The organism is Pseudomonas sp. 8O (assembly GCF_902506495.1).
Classification (GTDB): Bacteria; Pseudomonadota; Gammaproteobacteria; order Pseudomonadales; family Pseudomonadaceae; genus Aquipseudomonas; species Aquipseudomonas chaetocerotis.
The window spans coordinates 159,361-179,973 of the sequence record NZ_LR733263.1 but is presented as its reverse complement, the minus strand read 5'-3'; the positions used below and the strand labels follow the sequence as shown (position 1 = coordinate 179,973).

Below are 20,613 nucleotides of genomic sequence, written 5' to 3'. Positions count from 1 at the left end.
TTACTCCTGATCTTTCAGTACATCGGGCACATAGGCCCGATGGAAACCGTTGTAGGGCTCGCTGTTTCTCGCCTTGCCCAGCGTCCAGGCGCGGGTGCCCTGGCTGGCCGCACCGTCGATGCGGATGGTGTTGCCGCTGATGAAGTTGGCGCCGGGGCTGAGCAGGAAAACGATGGCCGCGGCTACCTCGGATTCGCTGCCGATGCGCTGCAGCGGCACGTGATCCTTGAGGTTGCGGATCATGTTCTTCATCGACTCGGGGTAGGTGTCCATGCCACTGGAGGCGATCCAGCCCGGCGCCACGGCGTTGACCCGCACGCCAGCGTGGCCCCACTCGTAGGCAGCAGTCTTGGTGAAGTTCTCCATACCGGCGCGGGCGGCGCCGGAGTGGCCCATGCCGGGCATGCCGCCCCACATGTCGGCGAGCATGTTGACGATGGCGCCGCCGTGCTTGCTCATGCTCTGCAGGAAGACTTCCCTGGCCACCAGGAAACCGCCCACCAGGTTGGTGCGCACCACGGTCTCGAAGCCTTTCTGGTTGATGCCGATCAGCGGCGCGGGGAACTGGCCGCCGGCGTTGTTGACCAGCTGATGGATGCGCCCGCGTTCCTCGATCACTCTAGCGATCATGGACTTTACCGCGTCTTCGTCGCGGATGTCGCAGACCTGGAAGCTGGCGCTGCCGCCGTCTTCGATGATCTCGGCGCAGGTCTTCTCCAGCTTTTCCAACTTGCGTCCGACCAGCACCACATGGGCGCCGAGATGGGCCAGCTCGTGGGCCACGCAGCGGCCGATGCCGCTGCCACCGCCGGTAACCAGGATGGTCTGATCGGCGAATAGGCCAGGTCTGAATACCGAGTCGTATGCCATTGTTGTTTTCCTTGTTGCACCTGCATCGGTTTATGTAGGAGCCAGCTTGCTGGCGATGCTTTTGCGTTGTTGATCGCGGGCAACCCCGCTCCTACAGGCTGTCGGCCAGCGCCTTGGGCACCGGTACCGGGAATTCCAGCAGTTGCTGGGCGAAGGCCTTGCCCTGCGGGTCGATACGCAGGCTGGCGACGCCACCACCGCCCAGCGCGTTCTCCAGCAGGAAGTTGAGGCTGTGGCTGCCTGGCAGGTACCAGCGGCTGACGTGACCGTGCTCGGCATCCAGGGTATGTGCCATCCAGCTGGCCACGGCTTCGGGTGTCAGCGCAGCGGCTATCCACGCCAGGTATTCGGGCTTTCTGGCCATCACGCCGATATTGCTGTGGTTGCCCTTGTCGCCGGAGCGCGCCACGGCCAGGCGGATCAGCGGTACGGTAGCGTCCGCTTCGCCCATGGGCACGGGGAGGGCGGCCGGCGCGCGCAGTTGCATGGGGTCGAAGGCATCGACCTGGGGCAGGGCGACCGGCTGGCGCTCGCCATCGATCTCGACGCTCAAGGCGCAGGCACTCTTGTCCACCAGGAAACTGAACAGGCGGATCACCGGGTAGACGGTAGGGCGGCCGCCGACGATGCCGGTCAGGCCCGGCGCCATGCCGGTGGCTGCCTGGGCTATCTCGCGGGAGAAGAGGACCAGTGCTTCCTTCCGGGCGTGGCGCGCAGCGATCTTCACCACCACCTCGCGGCTATACGTGCGATGGGCATGGGCTCCATAGGTGGCCTCGCTGCCGAGCAGCTCGACGCTGACCTCCTGGTAACGGCCCCAGCCACGCTCGGCGAACATCTCTTCGGTCTTTTTGATGATCGCCTGGCTGACCCGCTCCGCCTTGGCCACGGCGTCGATACCCGCGAGCAGGAAGCTGGCGGTGCAGCGAAAACCGTCCGGGTGCGTGGCGCTGACCTTGTACTGATCGGTAGGCGGCAGGCCGCGCGCGCCCTGTAACTGCACGCGGTTGTCGCCTACCTGACGCAGTTCGACCAGGGTGAAGTCGCAGATCACGTCCGGCAACAGATAGGCGCGCGGGTCGCCGATCTCGTAGAGCATCTGCTCGCCAACGGTAAGAGGCGTGACCAGGCCGCCGGAACCCTCGGGCTTGGTCACGACGAAACGGCCATCGCCTTCGACTTCTACGATGGGAAAACCGATGTGCTCGTAATCCGGTACGTCGCGCCAATCGGTGAAGTTGCCACCGGTGCACTGCGCGCCGCATTCGATGATGTGCCCGGCCAGGGCGGCCTGGGCGAGCTTGTCGTAGTCGGACCAGGCCCAGTCGAACTCGTGCACCAGGGCGGCGCTGACCACGGCGCTGTCGACCACGCGACCAGTGATGACGATGTCGGCGCCCTGTTCGAGCGCGGCGACGATGCCCGGCGCGCCCAGGTAGGCGTTGACCGACACGCAGAAGGGCGGCAGCGCTGCGCTGCTGAACATCTCGCGGGTGCCGGCCTTGACCAGCTCGCCAAGCTTGGGTTGCAGGTTGTCGCCGTGCAGCACGGCGATCTTAAGTTGCACGCCGGCCTGCTCGCAGGCAGCGCTCAGTGCGGTGGCACAGGCTATCGGGTTGACCCCGCCGGCGTTGCTGATGACGCGGATCTTCTTCGCCGCCAGCTCGCCCAGCAGCGGCGTCAGCACTTCGACGAAATCGCGGGCGTAGCCATCGTCAGGCTTCTTCATGCGGGCGCCGGCCATGATCGACATGGTGATCTCGGCCAGGTAGTCGAATACCAGGTAATCCAGCTCGGCGCCGCGAACCAGCTGGGCGGCTGCTGTAGAGGTGTCGCCCCAGAAAGCGGAGGCGCAGCCGATGCGTACGGTTTTGCTCATTGGAATTGGCCCGTCACACATTGAGAAGGTGAGCTCACACTACCAAGCAAGCGCTTGGTTTTAAAGTGGTGAAAGACGGCAATTCGGCCAAAAATGCGCCCAAGCGCTTGCTTGGTCAGCTCTCGCCGCATACATTTCATCAAGCAAGACAAGCACTTGCCGGCAGCATAGAGAATTCATCAGAACAATCGCCGAGCAAGGCAGCCAGGGGAGAAGTCAGCGTGGACGAACACAGAGCCCAGGCCGTGATGCAGGAACTGGTCGCCAGCGGCCAGGTAACCGATCCGGACAGTGCCCGCGGCAAGCTGTTGCAGATGGCCGCCCACCTGTTCCGCAGCAAGGGGTACGAGCGCACCACGGTGCGTGATCTGGCCGCCGCGATCGGTATTCAGTCGGGCAGCATCTTTCACCACTTCAAGAGCAAGGACGAGATCCTGCGCTCGGTGATGGAGGAAACCATCGTTTACAACACCGCGCTCATGCGCGCTGCACTGGCCGAGGCGCAGGGCACCCGCGAGCGGCTGCTGGCGCTGATCCGCTGCGAGCTGCAATCGATCATGGGCGGTACCGGCGAGGCCATGGCGGTGCTGGTCTACGAATGGCGTTCGCTTTCGGAAGATGGGCAGGCGCAGGTACTGGCCTTGCGTGATACCTACGAGCAGATCTGGTTGGCGGTGCTGGGCGAGGCGCGTGAGGCCGGTTACTTCAGGGGCGATCCCTTCATTCAGCGGCGTTTTCTCACCGGTGCGCTGAGTTGGACCAATACCTGGTTCCGTTCGCAGGGACCCATGACGCTGGATCAGTTGGCAGAAGAAGCGTTGTCATTGGTGTGCAAGGAAGCCTGAGCGAATTCGGCTAGGATAGTAGCAACTGCCGGTTTTTGGCTCGAACACGGGCGTTGGGGTACTCCCGCGCTGTGATCCGTGACGAGAGGTCGAGTTTGCGCGCACTAGCCTTTTGCCTGTTGTGCTGTCTGTGGCTGTTGCATGTACCTGCTGCCGTTGCGCTGCAGGAGGTGCGCGTCGGCGGTTATCACTTCCCGCCTTATCTGGACAAACCCGAATCATCCTATCCGCAAGGTTTGGTGCCCGAGTTGTTGCGCGCACTCAACGCGGCGCAGCAGCAATACCGTTTCGTGCTGGTACCGACTTCGGCGACCCGCCGTTACCGCGACCTTGAAAGCGGACGCTTCGATCTGATGTTCTTCGAGTCCAGTCGCTGGGGGTGGCAGGGCACGTCATACCTGGCTTTGGGGCTGGATATCGATGATGCGGAAGTCTATGTCGCTGCGGCGGAACCGGGGCGTGGGCAGGACTATTTCGAGAATTTCAGCGACAAGCGCATGGCGCTCTACAACGGCTATCACTACGGCTTCGCCAGTTTCGACGCCGACCCTGACTATCTCGCGCGGAACTTCAATGCGCTGTTGACCTATTCCCACGACAGTAACCTGCGCATGCTGCTGGCGCGGCGCGTCGATATCGCTGTAGTGACGCGCTCGTATCTGGAGCTGTTTCTGGATCGGCATCCGGAAATGCTGCCCGAGTTGCTGGTTTCCGATCGCCCGGATCAGCTCTATCACCATCAGGTGCTGCTGCGCCCCAAGGGACCGCTGAGCCCGGCTGAAGTTGCCGAATTGTTGAGCCGGCTGCAGGCCAGTGGTGAACTAACTAAGCTACTTGGGCGCTATCGTCTGACATTGGGTAACAAAGTGTCAGTAGAGTGAAAATCCATCTAGTCGGTCAGGAGAGACTGGAGTAGTGTGCAGCTCACTGAGAGAAGGAATTTGTTGGGGACTCGACATGCGGCATGTGCGGTGCTGGATTCATGGATGTTTGGGTGCCTTGTGTCTCTTGCTGGTGGGTCCTCTTCATGCGGCCGACGTGGTCAAGGTCGGTGGCGCGCACTTCCCCCCCTATGTGATCAAGTCCAACCTGCATGACTCGAGTGGCCTGCTGCCGCAGCTGCTCGAAGCGCTCAATCGAGAGCAGAGCGAATACCACTTCACCATGTTGCCCACCGCCATCGTGCGTCGCTTCAGCGACCTGCAGCGTGGGCGTATCGATATGGCAATTTTCGAGAATCCGCAATGGGGCTGGCAGGACATCGACGCTGAAGCCGTCGATATGAGGCTGGAAGATGCGGAGTTGTTCGTCGCCAGAAAGGAGGCACTGCGCGACCAGGGTTACTTCGAACAGCTCGAAGGCAAGCGCCTGGCGCTATATCGTGGTTATCACTACGGATTTGCCCAGTTCAACAGCGACCCGGAGTTCCTTACCAACACCTTCAACGCCAACCTCGGTCATTCCCACGACAGCAACCTGCTGATGGTGATACGCGGGCGCGCCGATGTCGCGCTGGTGACTCGCTCCAATCTCTATGACTTCCTCGAGCGCAATCGCGAGTATGCACGGCAGTTACTGATCTCCGAGCGTGTCGATCAGGTCTATCGCCATCATGCGATGATTCGCGCCGGCGCGCCGATTACTCCTGAACGCTTCGCCGCTCTGCTCGAGCAGTTGAGGGCGAAAGGCGAGCTGCAACGCATTTTCTCGCCTTATCACATTGCCGTCACGCCAGACGTAGCGGATAGCTCAACAGCAATATATGCAGAAGATTGACCGCTGTATGCAGGGCGATGGCCAGGCTCAGGCGGCCGCTGTAGTGAAAGGCCAGCCCATAACCCAGCCCCGCGCATGTCGCCACCACGGCGAATAGTGTGCTGAAGGGCAGGTGGGCCGCGCCGAACAGGCCCGCCGTCAACAGCAAGCCTGGCCAGATACCCAGGCGCTTGATCAGGGCAGTCTGCAACAGACCGCGAAAGAGTAGTTCCTCCGCCAGCACCGCCACGCCGAGATTGACCGCCAGCCACAGCAGCAGGCCCTGCGGCCATTTGGGCTGCCAGGCGACCAGACCCAGCGCCATGGCCAATAACGGCACCAGCAGCAAGGTGGCGACGCACGTCAGCCAGGCATGTTTCAGCGAAATCACAGGGCTGCGTGGCTGCCCCAGCCACCAGGCGAGCAGGGCGGTGCCCAACAGCAGCTTGTCCCAGGACAGACGCAGGCCATAGGGAGCTGCGTCGTGACTGATGAGACGTGGCTGCCACAACTGCCAGGGGCTGAAACCGGGTATGAGGTGCGCCGCCAGGGCAATGCCGCCGAGCAGGATCAGAGGCAGCCATAGCCAGTTCGGCAGATGCGATTGCCCTGCCAGCAGGGTGATGGCGAATGCGCTGCCCAGCAGCAGGCCGACGGGGTGGATGAAGCCCAGGCCGGCGCCCAGGGCCAGGGTGAGAGCAGGGAACAGCAAGCGCAGATGCAGGGGCATGGCACCTCCTCCTGAGAAGGTGCGCAGTCTAACAGGCAGTCGAAAAACCACCTCGGCTTTGGCTCCTGCATCCATGCAGTCGTCGCCTACGTTTTTCAACAACCTGCTAGCAGGCTGCGTTGCGGGCAGTCTTGGCGTTACCTGATGGGACGAGTGCGTTTAGCGCTGACGCTCGCGTGCGTCCTTGGCTTCCTGCTCGATGGCGCGCTTGCGCATGCGTTCGAGCTGGTCTTCGCTCAGGGGCATTTTCTTGGCGCTGCTGCGCAGCACCAGCAGGCTGCCGATCACCGAGCCGAATACCAGAACCAGCAGCAGCCAGACGTACCAGGGCATGATGACTCCTCACAAGGAATGGAGCTGTCACCATAACGCGCGTTCAGGTTCTTGTCAGTCTGCCTGTAGGACAGACCTCAGGTTGCTGTCGTCCTTGAGCTGCACGCCACTCAGTTGCAGGCGCAGCGCCTGGCGCGCCAGGTAGTCGAGTTTGTGTGCTGCCAGCTCGTAGGGCAGACCCTCGGGACGCACATTGGAGATGCAGTTGCGTGAGCTGTCCAGGCAGCCTACGCGCGGTGCGTAGGTCAGGTACAGACCGAGGCTGTCCGGCGAGGTCAGGCCAGGACGTTCGCCGATCATGACGATCAGCAGACGCGCGCGCAGGGCTTCACCTATGCCATCGCCAATCGCCACGCGGCCTTGCTCGGCCAGCACCACCGGGGTGTTGGCCCAGTCAGTGTCGAAGCGTTCGCGGAAGGCTTGCAACAACGGCAGGGCATGGCGCTGCACGGCAACGGCCGACAAGCCATCGGCCAGCACGATGGCGATTTCAGGGGCGGGCAATTCGTGCAGCAGTTGTACCTGGCAGTCGCCATGCAGATGACGGCCGTGATCCGGGCGCAGCAGGTAGGTCTGCCGGTCTTCGGCGTTGCTGCGTACTTTCAGGGTGCGAAAACCCGCCGCATGCAGTTGGTGCTTGAGTTCGCCGAAGTCCAGCGGGCGATGCACCGCATCGCGCGCCTGGGCATGGGCCAGGCCGAACTTCAGCACTTCGCGGGTGGGCAGGCTGCAGCCGACGCGGCCGAGCGCGATACGTGCCGAGGTATGCGCGCGCAGTTCGTCCCAGGGGTTTTGCTGAATCAGATCATTGGCCATCACGCAGCTCCCGAGATGTGCGGCAGTTGCTTGAGCAGATGATGACCGCTACCGATCTCACGCAGTCGGCCGCTCGGTTCGGTAATGGCCATGCGTGCCAGCCAGGCATCGAATTCGGGTGCGCGTTTCAGGCCCAGCACATGGCGCAGGTAAAGCGCATCGTGGAACGAGGTGCTCTGGTAGTTGAGCATGATGTCGTCGGCACCCGGGATACCCATGATGAAGTTGATACCGGCCGCGCCGAGCAGGGTGAGCAGGCTGTCCATGTCGTCCTGATCGGCTTCGGCGTGGTTGGTGTAGCAGACGTCGCAGCCCATCGGCAGGCCGAGCAGCTTGGCGCAGAAGTGGTCTTCCAGGCCGGCGCGGATGATCTGCTTGCCGTCGTAGAGGTATTCCGGGCCGATGAAACCGACCACGGTATTGACCAATAGCGGGCGGAATTCGCGGGCTACGGCATAGGCGCGGGCTTCGCAGGTCTGCTGGTCGACGCCATGGTGGCCGCCGGCCGACAGCGCGCTGCCCTGGCCGGTTTCGAAGTACATGACATTGTCACCCAGGGTGCCGCGCCCCAGCGACAGCGCGGCTTCATGGGCTTCGCGCAGGATAGCCAGGGATACGCCGAAGCCGGCGTTGGTGGCTTCGGTGCCGGCAATGGACTGGAATACCAGATCGATCGGCGCGCCGGCTTCGATGGCCTGGATCTGCGTGGTGACGTGGGTCAGCACGCAGCTCTGCATGGGGATTTCGAAGTGCTGGCGCACCTCGTCCATCATCTGCCACAGGCGCATCAGCGTCGGCAGCGAATCGCTGGCCGGGTTGATACCGACCGTGGCGTCGCCGGCGCCATAGAGCAGGCCGTCGAGCATGCTGGCGGCGATGCCACGCACGTCGTCGGTGGGATGGTTGGGCTGCAGGCGTACGGCCAGATGACCGGGCAGGCCCAGGGTGTTGCGAAAACGCGTGATCACCTGGCATTTGCGTGCCACCAGAATCAGGTCCTGATTGCGCATCAGCTTGCTCACGGCGGCAACCATCTCCGGTGTCAGCCCGGCGGCCACGGCTGCCAGACGCGCGCTGTCGGTTTTCTCCAGCAGCAGCCAGTCGCGCAGGTCGCCCACGCTCAGGTGGCTGATCGGAGCAAAGGCGGCGGCGTCATGGCGGTCGATGATCAGGCGGGTGACTTCGTCCTGCTCGTAGGGAATCAGCGCCTCGTCGAGAAAGCGCGTGAGCGGCACCTCGGCCAGGGCCAGCTTGGCCGCCATGCGCTCTTCGTAGGTAGCGGCAGCCAGTCCCGCCAGGTAGTCGCCGGATCGCGCCGGGCTGGCCTTGGCCAGCAGCGTCTTGAGGTCCGCGAAGCGGTAGACCAGGCTGCCGATGGTGGTTTGATAGGGCATGGCTGCAACCCGTTGCAAGAGGATGTACTTGCCGTGCAGTGCTCATGCCAGCGGGCTTGTCGCCGGTGATTTGTGGCCCGCAGGCGCGGCCGAATATCTCGGAAGCCTGAAAACGGTGCAGGGCTGAGACTGGTGCATCAGATTAGCGCGTCGGCATCGTGATGTCTGTCACATGATGGCAACTTGGCGCTGTTTGAATGTCGGCTTTCCGATCGCACGGGGAGGCCGTTCGTGACCCATGCCAGAGCGCTGCAATCGCTGATGCGAGCCGTTACACCGCTCGCCGCGTCGATGAATATCAACGAGGTCGCCGATCTGTTCCTGGCGGCTGAACACCGCGCCTTTCTCTCTCTGCCGGTGGTCGATGAGCACAATCGGCCGCTTGGCCTGGTCAGTCGCGCCACGCTGCAGGACATCTTCATGCAGCGCTTCGGGCGCGACCTGCGTGGTCGCCACCCGGTGGGCGAGGTGATGAACCAGGCGCCGCTGATCGTCAGCCTGGAAACCAGCCTGGAACAGGCTGCCAAGCAGGTTACCGCGCAGTTGCAGTACCCGATCACCGAGGACTTCATCCTGATCGATGCTCAAGGCCAGTACTGCGGTCTGGGGACGGTGCTTGACCTGCTCAAGGCCATGGAAGCGCGCGTTGCCCAGCGCAATCGCGTATTGCGTCAGGCGCTGGTGGACCTCAAGGAATCCCAGGCGCAGCTGCTGCAGTCGGAGAAGATGGCGTCGCTTGGGCAGATGGTCGCCGGCGTCGCCCATGAGCTGAACACGCCGCTGGGCTACGTGAAGAACAACGTGCAACTGCTGCGCGAGCTGAGCGAGCCACTGTTCGGACTGGCCGCCGCGCAGGCGAGACTGGGCCAATGCCTGAACGACCCGGATTGCGACGAGGCAAGCCTCGCCCAGGCCCTGCAGGCTGCCGAACAGGCTCGCCAGCAGGCGGCGCCGGAGCTGCTTGCCGAGGACCTGCAGCAGCTCTACGGCGACACGCTGTATGGCCTGGAACAGATCGCCGAGCTGGTGGTTGGCCTCAAGGATTTCGCCCGTCTCGACCGCGCCATGAGTGAGGAGGTCGACCTCAATGACTGCATCCGCAGCGCGCTGCTGATCGCCCGTAATCACATCAAGGACAAGGTCGAAGTGGTACAGCAGCTCGGCGAGCTGCCACGCATTGCCTGTGCGCCATCACAGATCAACCAGGTGCTGCTCAACCTGCTGACCAACGCTGCACAGGCCATCGAGGGAGTGGGACGCATCCAGATCCGCAGTTGGGCCGATACCCAGGGTGTTCATGTGTCGCTGCAGGACAACGGCCGTGGCATGCCGCCCGAGGTCCTGGCGAAGATCTTCGATCCCTTTTTCACCACCAAACCGGTCGGCCAGGGCACCGGCCTCGGTTTGTCCATCAGCTACAAGATCGTCCAGGACCACGGCGGCCAGATTCGCGTCGCCTCCGAGCCCGGGCGTGGCACGCGTTTTCTCGTCAGCCTGCCGCTGCCCGCTACTGTCGCCATGAAAAGGAGCGCCTGATGTCCGCACCCGTTCGCATTCTCTTCGTCGACGACGAGGAGCGTATTCTGCGCAGCCTAGCCCTGCAGTTTCGCCGTCACTACGACGTGCTGACCGAGAGCGACCCGCTGCGTGCGCTGCAGCGCCTGCGCGAGGAGCACATTCACGTTCTGGTAAGTGATCAGCGCATGCCACAGATGAGCGGGGCCCAGTTGTTGGCCGAAGCGCGCGAAATCGCGCCGAACACGCTGCGCATCCTGCTGACCGGTTATTCCGATCTGGATGCTGCGGTGGAGGCGTTGAACAACGGCGGCATCTTCCGCTACCTGACCAAACCCTGGGATCAGCAGGAAATGGCCTTCACTCTGCGCCAGGCGGCTGAGCTGGCCGTTCGCCAGGCGCAGCCGCTGCAAGCTATCGCCAGCGAAGGGTTGAGTGCACCGCTGTCGTTGCTGCTGCTGGACGACGAGCCGGACACGCTTGCCGTCGTTGGCGAGTTCTGCGTCGCGGGTGGGCATCGCCTGCTACGCGCACGCAATCTGGCCGAAGCCATGCTGCAGCTCAACAACGAAGGTGCGGACATTCTGGTCAGTGACCTCAAGTTGGCCGGCGAGGACACCGCGCCCTTGCTGAAGACCCTGGCGCAAGCTCACCCGCGCCTGCTCAGCCTGGTGGTCACGCCATTTCAGGACACCCAGGCGCTGCTGCGTCTGGTCAACGAGGCGCAGATCTTCCGCTACCTGCCCAAGCCGATTCGCCGTGGTCTGTTCGAGAAGGGCCTGAAGGCCGCTGCCGAGCAGGCCTTGATCTGGCGTGCACAACCGCAGCAGGTGGTCACTCGCCTGGCCGAGGTCCCGCGTGACGAGCGTGAGCAGGAGAAAGTGGGCAGCCTGATGGGCATGCTCGGGCGTCTGCGTGAGCGGCTGATAGCCTGACCGTTTGGCTACCCTGAGCTTTCGCGGCTGAACCCGCTCCTACGGGGCAATGCCAGATTCGTAGGGCGGATGCAGCATCCTCAGGCTCCCTGAACGCATAGCGCGATTGCCCTGGGCAGGGACTTCGGCCGCGACCAGTGATCGGATGCTTTGCGCTACAATGCGCGGCGTTTTTCATCCTGTTCGAGACCCACCCCATGCCTGTCTGCCAAACCCCGATCATCGTCGCCCTCGACTTTCCCAGCCGTGATGCCGCCCTGGTGCTGGCCGATCAGCTCGATCCGGCGCTGTGCCGGGTCAAGGTCGGCAAGGAGCTGTTCACCCGCAGCGGTCCGCAAGTGGTCGAGGCGTTGCAGGCCAAGGGTTTCGAGCTGTTCCTCGACCTGAAATTCCACGATATCCCCAATACCACGGCGATGGCGGTCAAGGCTGCTGCGGAGCTGGGCGTGTGGATGGTCAACGTGCACTGCTCCGGCGGCCTGCGCATGATGGCGGCCTGTCGTAACGAGCTGGACAAACTGGCTGGCGCCAAGCCGCTGCTGATCGGCGTGACGGTGCTGACCAGCATGGAGCAGCAGGACCTGGCCGGCATCGGTCTGGACGTGCCGCCACAGGAACAGGTGCTGCGCCTGGCCGGGCTGGCTGCCGAGGCCGGGCTCGATGGCCTGGTCTGCTCGGCGCAGGAAGCCAGCGCGCTGAAGGTCGCGCAGCCGCAGCTGCAGCTGGTGACACCGGGTATTCGTCCTGCTGGCAGCAGCGCCGATGACCAGAAACGCATCCTCACCCCGCGTCAGGCGCTGGATGCAGGCTCCGATTATCTGGTGATCGGGCGCCCGATCAGCCAGGCTGCCGATCCGGCACAGGCGCTGGCTGCGGTAGTCGCTGAACTGCAAGGCTGAGCCCTGTAGCCCGGATGAAATCCGGGGCTGTCTGATAGGTCGTCCGATCTGTCCCGGATTTCATCCGGGCTACCCGCTGATCGCGGAACCGCGCTGGTGGAGTCGCCATCAGCGCCCTGCATGACTCGCCACTCCAGAGCCTGATAGTGCTGCTCGTCGTCTCGCTTGCTGGCTAGACTCCTCGCCAATTCAACAAGAATCGTTGCGAGGAAGCAGACATGAGCATGACGTTCTCCGGCCAGGTTGCCCTGGTCACCGGCGCGGCGGCCGGTATTGGCCGTGCCACCGCCCAGGCCTTCGCTGCCGAAGGGCTCAAGGTGGTGGTTTCCGACGTGGATGTGGCAGGCGGTGAGGGCACCGTCGAGCTGATTCGTGGGGCTGGCGGCGAGGCCTGCTTCGTGCGTTGCGACGTGACCCGTGATGCCGAGGTCAAGGCGTTGATGGACGCCACCGTGGCGCAGTACGGTCGTCTGGACTATGCCTTCAACAACGCCGGTATCGAGATCGAACAGGGCAAGCTGGCCGACGGCAACGAAGCCGAGTTCGACGCCATCATGGGCGTCAACGTCAAGGGTGTGTGGCTGTGCATGAAGCACCAGATCCCCTTGCTGCTGGCCCAGGGCGGCGGCGCCATCGTCAACACCGCTTCGGTGGCCGGCCTGGGGGCCGCGCCAAAGATGAGCATCTACGCGGCCTCCAAGCACGCGGTGATCGGTCTGACCAAATCCGCAGCGATCGAGTACGCCAAGAAGAAACTGCGGGTGAACGCAGTCTGCCCGGCCGTGATCGACACCGACATGTTCCGCCGCGCCTATGAAGCCGATCCGAAGAAGGCCGAGTTCGCCGCCGCCATGCACCCCGTCGGGCGCATCGGCAAGGTCGAGGAGATCGCAGCTGCCGTGCTCTATCTATGCAGCGACCACGCTGCGTTCACTACCGGCCAGGCGTTGGCGGTGGACGGCGGGGCCACGGCAATATGAAGGCTCTATCCCGGTAGTCTGCAAGCAGGCTAAGGTTGGCTCGCAGGGCCACTGTCCGCAGTGGTCCTGACTCAGCACAATCCTGCCAGATTCAACTGGAGCGATAACAATAATGACCGCCGATCCCTTGCTGACGTTTTTCCTTCCCGCTGCGCTGGGCATCATCATGCTCGGGCTTGGCTTGTCACTGAGCCTGGCCGATTTCGCCCGCGTGGCCAAATTTCCCAAACCCGTGCTGATCGGCCTGGCTTGCCAGTTGCTGCTGTTGCCGCTGGCGTGCTTCTTCCTGGCCAAGGCCTTTGGTCTGGCGCCGGCACTGGCCGTCGGTCTGATGCTGTTGGCAGCCTCGCCGGGTGGCACCACCGCCAATCTCTACAGCCATCTGGCTCACGGCGACGTGGCGTTGAACATCACCCTCACCGCAGTCAACTCGGTGATTGCGATTCTGACCATGCCGCTGATCGTCAATTTGTCGCTGGCCTACTTCATGTCTGCCGATCAGGCCATTCCGCTGCAGTTCGCCAAGGTGGTGCAGGTATTCGTCATCGTCCTTGGTCCTGTGGCCATCGGCATGTGGCTGCGCAGCCACTTCCCTGGTTTCGCCGAACGCATGCAGAAGCCTGTGAAGATCATCTCGGCGCTGTTCCTGCTGCTGATCATCCTGCTGGCGGTGGCCAAGGACTGGCGCACCTTCGTCGATTACGCGCCTGCGGTGGGCGGGGCGGCGCTGGCCTTCAACCTGCTGAGCATGGCGGTGGGCTACTGCGTACCCAGGCTGCTCAAGCTCAATCTGCGTCAGGCCATCGCCATCGCCATGGAGATCGGCATCCACAACGGCACCCTGGCCATCGCCCTGGCCCTGAGCCCGGCGCTGCTGAACAACCCGACTATGGCTATTCCGGCGGCCATCTACAGCCTGATCATGTTCGTGACCGCAGCGCTGTTCGGGCTGTGGGTCAACCGCGTGCATGGCACCGAACTGGCCCACGACGCGGTGGCCGAACGCTAGGGGGCGCTGCGCGCACCGGAAAGGCCGCGTGGCTGGAGGTGCGCACGGCGCACCCTACCTCGTGCTTTAGTGCCTTAGCGCGGATGCAATCCGGGGCGGCTGTAGGGAGGCGCTGTTCGGCTTGTGGGTCAACCGTGTGCATGGCGCCGAACTGGCCCATGGCGCGGTGGCTGAACGGTAGGGTGCGCTGCGCGCACCGGGAAGGCCGCGTGGCTGGCGGTGCGCACGGCGCACCCTACTGCTTGCCCCAGAACCGTAGCCCGGATGCAATCCGGGGCGGCCTTACGGCGGTACTGTTCGGTTTGTGCGGCAACCGTGTGCATGGCGCCGAACAGGCCCACGAAGCTGTGGCCGAACGGTAGGGTGCGCTGCGCGCAACGGGAAGGCCGTATGGCTGGCGGTGCGCACGGCGCACCCTACTGCTTGCCCCAGAACCGTAGCCCGGATGCAATCCGGGGCGGCCTTACGGCGGTACTGTTCGGTTTGTGCGGCAACCGTGTGCATGGCGCCGAACTGGCCCACGAAGCTGTGGCCGAACGGTAGGGTGCGCTGCGCGCAACGGGAAGGCCGTATGGCTGGCGGTGCGCACGGCGCACCCTACTGCTTGCCCCAGAACCGTAGCCCGGATGCAATCCGGGGCGGNTCGGCGCCCTGAAATTCGTCGCCGCCCGCGACAAGCTGAGCATCCCGGCTGACACCTTCATCGAAGGCACCGTCGGCATCGGCGCCATCCCCACCGGTTTCGGCATCGAAGTGGAACTGCGCATCAGCCTGCCCGGCCTGACCCAAGAAGCCGCACAAACCCTGGTGGATCGCGCGCACATCGTCTGCCCGTACTCCAACGCCACCCGCGGCAACATCGACGTCACCCTGACCATCGTCTGACAGCTGGCAGCCAGCGCTCGCGGCCAACGCCCGAGCGCGGCACCCAAGAGGAGAACCACCATGAAAGCCCGCACCCTGTTCGCCACCGCCCTGACCGCCATCGCACTCAGCGCGTCGCTCACCAGCCTCGCCCACAGCGCCGAGGCCGCGCCCTACCGCTACGGCCAGAACCTAGATATCGCCAAGGTGATTTCCATCGACACGCCCAACAGCCCGCAGTGCGAAGTGGTCACGGCAACGATGACCTACCGCAACAGCGCGGGGGACGTGGAAGTTCTCGACTTTGAGCAGCTCTCCAGCGCCTGCGCCAGCCAGAGTTGATGATCAAGACCTGTCCGCCCGGCAAGCCAGAGGGCAGTCACTGAAAAGAGTGAACCCCGCCACCGGTAACGGTGGCGGGGTTTCGTTCATGGCCAGTCAGCCGCGCGGATGGTGCTGCGCATGCAACTCCTGCAGGCGAGCGCGAGCGATGTGGGTGTAGATCTGCGTGGTGGACAGGTCGCTGTGGCCCAGCAACATCTGCACCACCCGCAGATCGGCGCCGTGATTGAGCAAATGAGTCGCGAAGGCGTGGCGCAGCGTGTGCGGCGACAGCGCCTTGCTGATGCCTGCGACCTGCGCCTGATGCTTGATGCGATGCCAGAAGGTCTGCCGAGTCATCTGCTCGCCACGCAGACTGGGAAACAGCACATCGCTGGGCTTGCCGCCCAGTAACAGCGGACGCGCCTCACGCGTGTAGCGCTCGATCCAGGCAATGGCCTCTTCACCCAATGGCACCAGACGCTCCTTGCTGCCTTTACCGAACACCCTCAGCACGCCCTGGCGCAGGTTGACCTGCTCCAATGTCAGCCCAACCAACTCACTGACCCGCAAACCGCAGGCATAAAGCACCTCGAGCATGGCGCGATCACGTAGACCGATAGGGTCATCCAGGTCCGGCGCCTGCAGCAGCGCCTCGACATCCGCTTCAGACAACGACTTGGGCAGTGGCCGACCGATCTGCGGCAAATCGATCTGCAACGTCGGATCTTCACTGATCAGCGTTTCGCGCAGCAAAAAACGGTAGAAACCACGCACCCCTGAGAGAAAGCGCGCAGTGGAACGCGCCTGATAGCCCTGCTCGAGGCGCCAGGCCAGGTGATCGAGAATGGCGTCACGGCCGACGTGCTGCAGGGCCAGACCGCGCCCATCGAGCCAGGCATTGAAGTGTTCCAGATCACTACGATAGGCGGCCTGGGTGTGGGCGGAGAGTCCCTTTTCCAACCACAGGGCTTCGAGGAAGCGTTCGATCAGAGGATGAGTTAACGTTGCCATCGAGGGTCCATGACGAAATATGATTGCTAGTTTTCCACAGCCCCACCGCGATAGGGAGATCCAATGAGCGAGACTCATATCCTGCTGAGCCTGGGCGGCATCGGCCTGCTGGCCCTGGCCAGTCAATGGCTAGCCTGGCGCCTGCGCCTGCCGGCCATCCTGTTCCTGCTGTTCGGTGGCATTCTCGCGGGCCCGTTGCTGGGCATGCTCGATCCGCAGGAGCTGTTCGGCCCCCTGCTGTTTCCGTTCATTTCCCTGGCCGTGGCGCTGATCCTGTTCGAAGGCAGCCTGACCCTGCACCTGTCGGAATGGCGCGAAATCGGCAGGGTGGTGCAGCGCCTGGTGACCATCGGCGCACTGCTCACCTGGGCGGTAATCACCGTCGCCAGTCATTATCTGCTGGGGTTCTCCTGGGACCTGGCACTGCTGTTCGGCACGCTCACGCTGGTTACCGGCCCCACCGTGATCGCCCCGATGCTGCGCGTGGTCCGACCCACATCAGCGGTGGCGAACATCCTGCGCTGGGAGGGCATCGTCATCGATCCCATCGGTGCTCTGCTGGCAGTGGTGACTTTCGCCTTCATCGTCAGTTACGCAGAAGGCAACGCCCTGAGCGAGAGCCTGAGCACCTTCGCGGCGGTGATCGCTTGCGGCAGCCTGCTCGGCGCAGGTGCGGGCTGGGCCTTCGGCATCGTCCTGCGGCGACGCTGGCTGCCGGAATACCTGCATAATTTCGCGTCCCTCGCTGCAGTACTGGGAATTTTCATCGCCGCCAACCTGATGGTGCATGAATCCGGCCTGCTCGCCGTGACGGTCATGGGCATGTGGCTGGCCAACATGCGCGGCGTGGACATCAGGCCGATCCTGCACTTCAAGGAAAACCTCAGCGTGCTGCTGATCTCCGGTCTGTTCATCATCCTCGCCGCTCGCCTGGATCTGCAGGCGCTGCTGGCACTGGGCCCGGCAACGCTGGCCTTGCTCGCGGTCATCCAGCTGATCGCGCGCCCACTGAATATCGCCGTCTGCACCCTGGGCTCCAGCCTCAACTGGCGCGAGCGCGCCCTTCTGGCCTGGATCGCACCTCGTGGCATCGTCGCTGCTGCAGTCTCGGCGATCTTCGCCCTGCGCCTGGAGCAACAGGGCAATGAACAGGCCCACCTGCTGGTACCGCTGACCTTTCTGGTCATCATCGGCACCGTGGTCCTGCAGAGCGCGACGGCACGGCCTCTGGCGCGACTGCTCAAGGTCGCCGAACCCTCACCCAGCGGTTTCCTGATCGTCGGCGCGAACCCGGTCGCGCGAGCGCTGGGCAAAGCCATCCAGGGCCTGGGCAGCCAGGTCTTGCTGACCGATTCCAGCTGGGAAAACATCCGCGCTGCACGCATGTCCGGCCTGCCCACCTTCTTCGGCAACCCGACCTCGCAACATGCCGAGGCGCACCTGGATCTGGTCGGCCTGGGTCACCTGCTGGCACTGACGCCCTCGGCAGAACTCAATGCTCTGGCCTGCATGCATTTTCGTCACGACTTCCCCGGTAACCGGCGCTTTACCCTGCCCACCAGCGCCGACGGCAGGCGCAGCGACAAGCACCGCAGCAGTGATGAGGTACGCGGGTTGCCGCTGGGCGGACAGCCACTGAGCTTTCCGCAGTTCGCCAGCCGCCTGGCGCGCGGCGACGAAGTACGCAGCACCACTCTGACCCAGACCTTCGACTGGAATGCCTACAACGCCCTCTACGGCAAACGAGCCACACTGTTGCTGGCTCGCGCACCGAATGGGTGGCTGCATATCGCCACGCAACCTCTGAGCTTCACTCCTGGTACCGGCTGGACATTGATGGCACTGATCGAATCAGAAGAACCAGTCAGCGAGCCCAGTGCGCAGGAAGCCCCCGCCGCCATGTGAGTGCCCGAGCGGCCAGCCTGAAAGCCAGCTTGCGCGCCCCCGGAGACGCAGGCTGACTACTGATCGAAGCCCGGCAAGACCGGTACGGGCTTTTGCTGATCATCGACGGCAACGAAGCTGAAGCTGCCGCTGATCGCCCGCTCGCGCCCTTCCTGATACAGCCCCTCGACGAACACCTCGACCTCGACCTTGAGACTGGTGTTGCCGACCTTGATCACCCGCCCGATCAACTCGACGATGGAGCCGGCCGGTATCGCATGCTTGAAATCGATGCGATCACTGGACACCGTCACCAGCGGCAAACGGCAGAAACGCGTGGCAGCGATGAACGACACTTCGTCCATCCAGGCCAGCGCGGTGCCGCCGAAGAGGGTGTTGTGATGATTGGTGGTCGGCGGAAACACCGCCTTGGTCACGCGGGTTTCCGACAGCACAATGCGCCGCTGAATCTCTTGCTCTCTTGGAGTCATGTCACTGCCACTCATGATTACTGGAAGCCAGAAACGACAAAAGCAGCCCGAAGGCTGCTTTTGTCAGAAAAGCGTCCGAACTTAGGACAGCTTTTCCTTGATGCGTGCGGCTTTGCCGGACAGGTCGCGCAGGTAGTACAGCTTGGCTTTGCGCACGTCACCGCGACGCTTGACGCTCAGGCTGTCGACCAGCGGCGAGTAGGTCTGGAAGGTACGCTCGACGCCAACACCGCTGGAGATCTTGCGCACGGTGAAGGCGCTGTTCAGGCCGCGGTTACGCTTGGCGATAACGACGCCTTCGAAGGCCTGCAGACGCTGACGGTCGCCTTCCTTCACTTTCACCTGAACGACTACGGTGTCGCCCGGGGCGAAAGTCGGGATTTCTTTGTTCATCTGCTCGGCTTCGAGCATCTGGATAATCTTGTTGGTCATGCTGCGCTCCTAAGACAAGCCTCCCGGCCTGCCATCGATACGTTAACTATCGTCCCGCTGGCGGATGTATTCCTCCAGCAGCTTTTTCTCTTCTCCAGAAAGCGAGCGGCTATCCAGAAGATCAGCGCGACGTTCCCAGGTCCGACCAAGGGACTGCTGTAAACGCCAGCGCCGGATGTGTTCGTGGTTGCCACTCAGCAACACTTCGGGAACACGTTTATCCGCATACACCTCCGGGCGGGTGTAGTGCGGGCAGTCGAGCAGGCCATCCGTAAAGGAGTCCTCCTCGGCCGAATCGGCATGACCCAATGCACCAGGCAAAAGGCGCGTCACCGCATCGATCAGCACCATGGCCGGCAGCTCACCGCCGGACAGGACGTAGTCGCCAATCGACCATTCCTCATCGACATGCGTTTCGATGAAACGCTCGTCGATGCCTTCATAACGACCGGCAATCAGGATCAGTGCATCTTCCTGTGCCAGCTCGCGGACCGCAGCCTGATTCAGACTGCGCCCCTGCGGCGACAGGTAAATCACCTTCGCCGTCTCTCCCGCGGCTTGCTTGGCACTGGCCAAGGCATCCTCGAGAGGCTTGATCTTCATCACCATCCCCGGACCACCGCCGAAAGGGCGGTCATCCACCGTATGGTGACGATCGGTCGTGTAGTCACGCGGGTTCCAGCAATTGAGCTTGAGCAGCTCCTGCTTGACCGCACGACTGGTAATGCCGTACTCGCCGATGGCGGCAAACATTTCCGGGAACAGGGTGATGACTTCTACGCGCATGGGCCTTAGAAATCCGCATCCCAGTCGACCCGCATCTCGCCGGCTGCCAGGTCGATCGAAAGCACGCACTGATCCGTATAGGGCAGCAGACGCTCGCGATCATCCAGACTGCCCGCGCAGGGCTTGACCACCATCACATCGTTGGCACCGGTTTCGAACAAGTGGTCGACCACACCGAGCAACTGCCCCGCCTGATCAATGACCTTCAAGCCCTGTAACTGGTACCAATAGAACTCGCCATCTTCCAGATCCGGCAGCTCGCTACGCGGCACGCAGATCTCGAAGCCGGCGTAGGTACGCGCGATTTCTCGATCATCCAGACCTTTCAACTTGGCTACCAGCACCTTGCCCTGAAGGCGGCCGCTGGCCAGTTCCACTTTCTTTACCTCACCGTCACGCTTGAGCGTCCAGTTGCGGTAATCGAGCACGTTATCGATAGGATCGGTAAAGGAGTACACCTTCACTTCACCCTTGACGCCGTGCACCGAAACAATCTTGCCGAGAACGATCAAATCCTCGGCGACGGCCGGCGTCGTACTCATAAAGATGCTTAGGCAGCAGCCTTGGCAGCTTCCTTGAGCAGCTGAGCAACACGCTCAGACGGCTGAGCGCCCTGGCCCAGCCAGTAGGTCGCACGCTCTTGGTCGACGGAAAGACGCACTTCGCCACCGGCAGCGATCGGGTTGAAGAAACCGATACGCTCAACGAAACGACCATCGCGCGCATTGCGGCTGTTGGTCACGGTCAGGTGGTAGAAGGGGCGCTTTTTGGAGCCGCCACGAGCAAGACGGATGGTTACCATGTGAACATCGTTCCTATAGTCGGTGCTAACTTGAGGCACACATTAAAAATGGGCCTGGG

The 20,613-nt window shown here is 63.1% G+C and carries 22 protein-coding genes and 1 pseudogene; 11 read left to right on the top strand and 12 right to left on the bottom strand.

The annotated features are described in order from the left end of the window. Together GV002_RS00840 and GV002_RS00835 are read right to left on the bottom strand one after the other, a co-directional pair. Nucleotides 1-870, bottom strand: a complete 870-nt coding sequence (locus GV002_RS00840) for an SDR family oxidoreductase (protein ID WP_160016621.1) — start codon at nucleotides 868-870, stop codon at nucleotides 1-3. Between the two features lie 91 nt (nucleotides 871-961). Next, nucleotides 962-2,749, bottom strand: a complete 1,788-nt coding sequence (locus GV002_RS00835; protein WP_160016620.1) for an acyclic terpene utilization AtuA family protein — start codon at nucleotides 2,747-2,749, stop codon at nucleotides 962-964. 221 nt (nucleotides 2,750-2,970) lie between these two features. Between GV002_RS00835 and GV002_RS00830 the strand changes: the two genes are divergently transcribed. The 3 genes from GV002_RS00830 (at nucleotide 2,971) to GV002_RS00820 (ending at nucleotide 5,370) form a co-directional block, all read left to right on the top strand. After that, entirely contained in the window at nucleotides 2,971-3,594 is a 624-nt protein-coding gene (locus tag GV002_RS00830) for a TetR/AcrR family transcriptional regulator (RefSeq protein ID WP_160016619.1), read from the top strand. 95 nt (nucleotides 3,595-3,689) lie between these two features. Then, nucleotides 3,690-4,475 carry a substrate-binding periplasmic protein gene (locus GV002_RS00825; protein WP_160016618.1) on the top strand — a complete coding sequence of 262 codons (786 nt, stop codon included), beginning with the start codon at nucleotides 3,690-3,692 and terminating at the stop codon, nucleotides 4,473-4,475. Nucleotides 4,476-4,551: 76 nt separating this feature from the next. Next, complete coding sequence (locus GV002_RS00820) at nucleotides 4,552-5,370, top strand: substrate-binding periplasmic protein (RefSeq protein ID WP_178094545.1); 819 nt, start codon at nucleotides 4,552-4,554, stop codon at nucleotides 5,368-5,370. Here GV002_RS00820 and GV002_RS00815 read toward each other — a convergent pair. From GV002_RS00815 to GV002_RS00800, 4 genes are all read right to left on the bottom strand, one after another. Then, nucleotides 5,321-6,079, bottom strand: a complete 759-nt coding sequence (locus GV002_RS00815; RefSeq protein ID WP_160016615.1) for a CPBP family intramembrane glutamic endopeptidase — start codon at nucleotides 6,077-6,079, stop codon at nucleotides 5,321-5,323. The two genes, GV002_RS00820 and GV002_RS00815, sit on opposite strands and share 50 nt — an antisense overlap. 159 nt (nucleotides 6,080-6,238) lie before the next feature. Continuing rightward, nucleotides 6,239-6,412, bottom strand: coding sequence for a DUF2897 family protein (locus tag GV002_RS00810; RefSeq protein WP_003461005.1), 174 nt, complete (start codon nucleotides 6,410-6,412; stop codon nucleotides 6,239-6,241). A gap of 54 nt (nucleotides 6,413-6,466) precedes the next feature. Next, nucleotides 6,467-7,228, bottom strand: coding sequence for an ethanolamine ammonia-lyase subunit EutC (gene eutC, locus GV002_RS00805; RefSeq protein ID WP_160016614.1), 762 nt, complete (start codon nucleotides 7,226-7,228; stop codon nucleotides 6,467-6,469). Continuing rightward, nucleotides 7,228-8,622: an ethanolamine ammonia-lyase subunit EutB gene (locus GV002_RS00800; RefSeq protein ID WP_160016613.1), complete on the bottom strand. Its 1,395-nt coding sequence runs from the start codon at nucleotides 8,620-8,622 to the stop codon at nucleotides 7,228-7,230. The genes eutC and GV002_RS00800 overlap by 1 nt, the downstream gene beginning before the upstream one ends. Before the next feature lie 261 nt (nucleotides 8,623-8,883). Here GV002_RS00800 and GV002_RS00795 point away from each other — a divergent pair, with 261 nt between their 5' ends. From GV002_RS00795 to GV002_RS00765, 7 genes and pseudogenes are all read left to right on the top strand, one after another. Further along, nucleotides 8,884-10,158 (top strand): sensor histidine kinase, encoded by a 1,275-nt coding sequence (locus GV002_RS00795; RefSeq protein ID WP_178094568.1) that lies wholly within the window; start codon nucleotides 8,884-8,886, stop codon nucleotides 10,156-10,158. Next, nucleotides 10,155-11,072: a response regulator gene (locus tag GV002_RS00790; RefSeq protein ID WP_160016947.1), complete on the top strand. Its 918-nt coding sequence runs from the start codon at nucleotides 10,155-10,157 to the stop codon at nucleotides 11,070-11,072. Before GV002_RS00795 ends, GV002_RS00790 begins: the two co-directional genes overlap by 4 nt. Nucleotides 11,073-11,269: 197 nt before the next feature. Beyond that, the gene (pyrF, locus tag GV002_RS00785) at nucleotides 11,270-11,971 is read left to right on the top strand and encodes an orotidine-5'-phosphate decarboxylase (RefSeq protein WP_160016611.1); all 702 of its coding nucleotides are present in this window, start codon (nucleotides 11,270-11,272) and stop codon (nucleotides 11,969-11,971) included. A gap of 218 nt (nucleotides 11,972-12,189) precedes the next feature. Then, on the top strand, nucleotides 12,190-12,951 hold the full coding sequence (locus tag GV002_RS00780) for an SDR family oxidoreductase (protein WP_160016610.1): 762 nt from the start codon (nucleotides 12,190-12,192) through the stop codon (nucleotides 12,949-12,951). Between the two features lie 112 nt (nucleotides 12,952-13,063). Beyond that, nucleotides 13,064-13,960 carry a bile acid:sodium symporter family protein gene (locus tag GV002_RS00775; RefSeq protein WP_160016609.1) on the top strand — a complete coding sequence of 299 codons (897 nt, stop codon included), beginning with the start codon at nucleotides 13,064-13,066 and terminating at the stop codon, nucleotides 13,958-13,960. Nucleotides 13,961-14,603: 643 nt separating this feature from the next. Beyond that, nucleotides 14,604-14,845: pseudogene (locus GV002_RS00770) on the top strand (OsmC family protein); the annotation flags it as partial. Nucleotides 14,846-14,905: 60 nt separating this feature from the next. Beyond that, complete coding sequence (locus tag GV002_RS00765) at nucleotides 14,906-15,166, top strand: DUF2790 domain-containing protein (RefSeq protein ID WP_160016608.1); 261 nt, start codon at nucleotides 14,906-14,908, stop codon at nucleotides 15,164-15,166. Between the two features lie 96 nt (nucleotides 15,167-15,262). On the opposite strand, the gene xerD is transcribed toward GV002_RS00765, so the two are convergent. After that, nucleotides 15,263-16,159 carry a site-specific tyrosine recombinase XerD gene (gene xerD, locus GV002_RS00760; RefSeq protein WP_046492770.1) on the bottom strand — a complete coding sequence of 299 codons (897 nt, stop codon included), beginning with the start codon at nucleotides 16,157-16,159 and terminating at the stop codon, nucleotides 15,263-15,265. Between the two features lie 63 nt (nucleotides 16,160-16,222). Between xerD and GV002_RS00755 the strand changes: the two genes are divergently transcribed. Continuing rightward, nucleotides 16,223-18,064, top strand: a complete 1,842-nt coding sequence (locus GV002_RS00755; protein WP_160016607.1) for a cation:proton antiporter — start codon at nucleotides 16,223-16,225, stop codon at nucleotides 18,062-18,064. Between the two features lie 56 nt (nucleotides 18,065-18,120). Here GV002_RS00755 and GV002_RS00750 read toward each other — a convergent pair whose 3' ends face one another. The 5 genes from GV002_RS00750 to rpsP form a co-directional block, all read right to left on the bottom strand. After that, the gene (locus GV002_RS00750) at nucleotides 18,121-18,534 is read right to left on the bottom strand and encodes an acyl-CoA thioesterase (protein WP_160016606.1); all 414 of its coding nucleotides are present in this window, start codon (nucleotides 18,532-18,534) and stop codon (nucleotides 18,121-18,123) included. An 81-nt stretch (nucleotides 18,535-18,615) separates the two neighbouring features. Beyond that, nucleotides 18,616-18,966, bottom strand: coding sequence for a 50S ribosomal protein L19 (rplS, locus tag GV002_RS00745; RefSeq protein WP_003246155.1), 351 nt, complete (start codon nucleotides 18,964-18,966; stop codon nucleotides 18,616-18,618). A gap of 42 nt (nucleotides 18,967-19,008) precedes the next feature. Further along, nucleotides 19,009-19,752 (bottom strand): tRNA (guanosine(37)-N1)-methyltransferase TrmD, encoded by a 744-nt coding sequence (gene trmD, locus GV002_RS00740; protein ID WP_021488829.1) that lies wholly within the window; start codon nucleotides 19,750-19,752, stop codon nucleotides 19,009-19,011. A gap of 5 nt (nucleotides 19,753-19,757) precedes the next feature. Continuing rightward, nucleotides 19,758-20,294 carry a ribosome maturation factor RimM gene (rimM, locus tag GV002_RS00735; RefSeq protein ID WP_046492759.1) on the bottom strand — a complete coding sequence of 179 codons (537 nt, stop codon included), beginning with the start codon at nucleotides 20,292-20,294 and terminating at the stop codon, nucleotides 19,758-19,760. Nucleotides 20,295-20,302: 8 nt separating this feature from the next. Continuing rightward, nucleotides 20,303-20,554, bottom strand: coding sequence for a 30S ribosomal protein S16 (gene rpsP / locus GV002_RS00730; protein ID WP_003246162.1), 252 nt, complete (start codon nucleotides 20,552-20,554; stop codon nucleotides 20,303-20,305). Nucleotides 20,555-20,613: the final 59 nt, after the last annotated feature.

Excerpts from the sequence above, each read along its gene's own strand:
- GV002_RS00795 (WP_178094568.1), top strand. The coding sequence starts at position 8,884 with ATGCGAGCCGTTACACCGCTCGCCGCGTCGATGAATATCAACGAGGTC.
- trmD (WP_021488829.1), bottom strand. The coding sequence starts at position 19,752 with ATGCGCGTAGAAGTCATCACCCTGTTCCCGGAAATGTTTGCCGCCATC.
- GV002_RS00775 (WP_160016609.1), top strand. The coding sequence starts at position 13,064 with ATGACCGCCGATCCCTTGCTGACGTTTTTCCTTCCCGCTGCGCTGGGC.
- xerD (WP_046492770.1), bottom strand. The coding sequence starts at position 16,159 with ATGGCAACGTTAACTCATCCTCTGATCGAACGCTTCCTCGAAGCCCTG.
- GV002_RS00755 (WP_160016607.1), top strand. The coding sequence starts at position 16,223 with ATGAGCGAGACTCATATCCTGCTGAGCCTGGGCGGCATCGGCCTGCTG.
- GV002_RS00810 (WP_003461005.1), bottom strand. The coding sequence starts at position 6,412 with ATGCCCTGGTACGTCTGGCTGCTGCTGGTTCTGGTATTCGGCTCGGTG.
- GV002_RS00750 (WP_160016606.1), bottom strand. The coding sequence starts at position 18,534 with ATGACTCCAAGAGAGCAAGAGATTCAGCGGCGCATTGTGCTGTCGGAA.
- eutC (WP_160016614.1), bottom strand. The coding sequence starts at position 7,228 with ATGGCCAATGATCTGATTCAGCAAAACCCCTGGGACGAACTGCGCGCG.
- rimM (WP_046492759.1), bottom strand. The coding sequence starts at position 20,294 with ATGAGTACGACGCCGGCCGTCGCCGAGGATTTGATCGTTCTCGGCAAG.
- GV002_RS00835 (WP_160016620.1), bottom strand. The coding sequence starts at position 2,749 with ATGAGCAAAACCGTACGCATCGGCTGCGCCTCCGCTTTCTGGGGCGAC.
- GV002_RS00815 (WP_160016615.1), bottom strand. The coding sequence starts at position 6,079 with ATGCCCCTGCATCTGCGCTTGCTGTTCCCTGCTCTCACCCTGGCCCTG.
- GV002_RS00765 (WP_160016608.1), top strand. The coding sequence starts at position 14,906 with ATGAAAGCCCGCACCCTGTTCGCCACCGCCCTGACCGCCATCGCACTC.
- GV002_RS00780 (WP_160016610.1), top strand. The coding sequence starts at position 12,190 with ATGAGCATGACGTTCTCCGGCCAGGTTGCCCTGGTCACCGGCGCGGCG.
- rpsP (WP_003246162.1), bottom strand. The coding sequence starts at position 20,554 with ATGGTAACCATCCGTCTTGCTCGTGGCGGCTCCAAAAAGCGCCCCTTC.
- rplS (WP_003246155.1), bottom strand. The coding sequence starts at position 18,966 with ATGACCAACAAGATTATCCAGATGCTCGAAGCCGAGCAGATGAACAAA.
- GV002_RS00820 (WP_178094545.1), top strand. The coding sequence starts at position 4,552 with ATGCGGCATGTGCGGTGCTGGATTCATGGATGTTTGGGTGCCTTGTGT.
- pyrF (WP_160016611.1), top strand. The coding sequence starts at position 11,270 with ATGCCTGTCTGCCAAACCCCGATCATCGTCGCCCTCGACTTTCCCAGC.
- GV002_RS00800 (WP_160016613.1), bottom strand. The coding sequence starts at position 8,622 with ATGCCCTATCAAACCACCATCGGCAGCCTGGTCTACCGCTTCGCGGAC.
- GV002_RS00840 (WP_160016621.1), bottom strand. The coding sequence starts at position 870 with ATGGCATACGACTCGGTATTCAGACCTGGCCTATTCGCCGATCAGACC.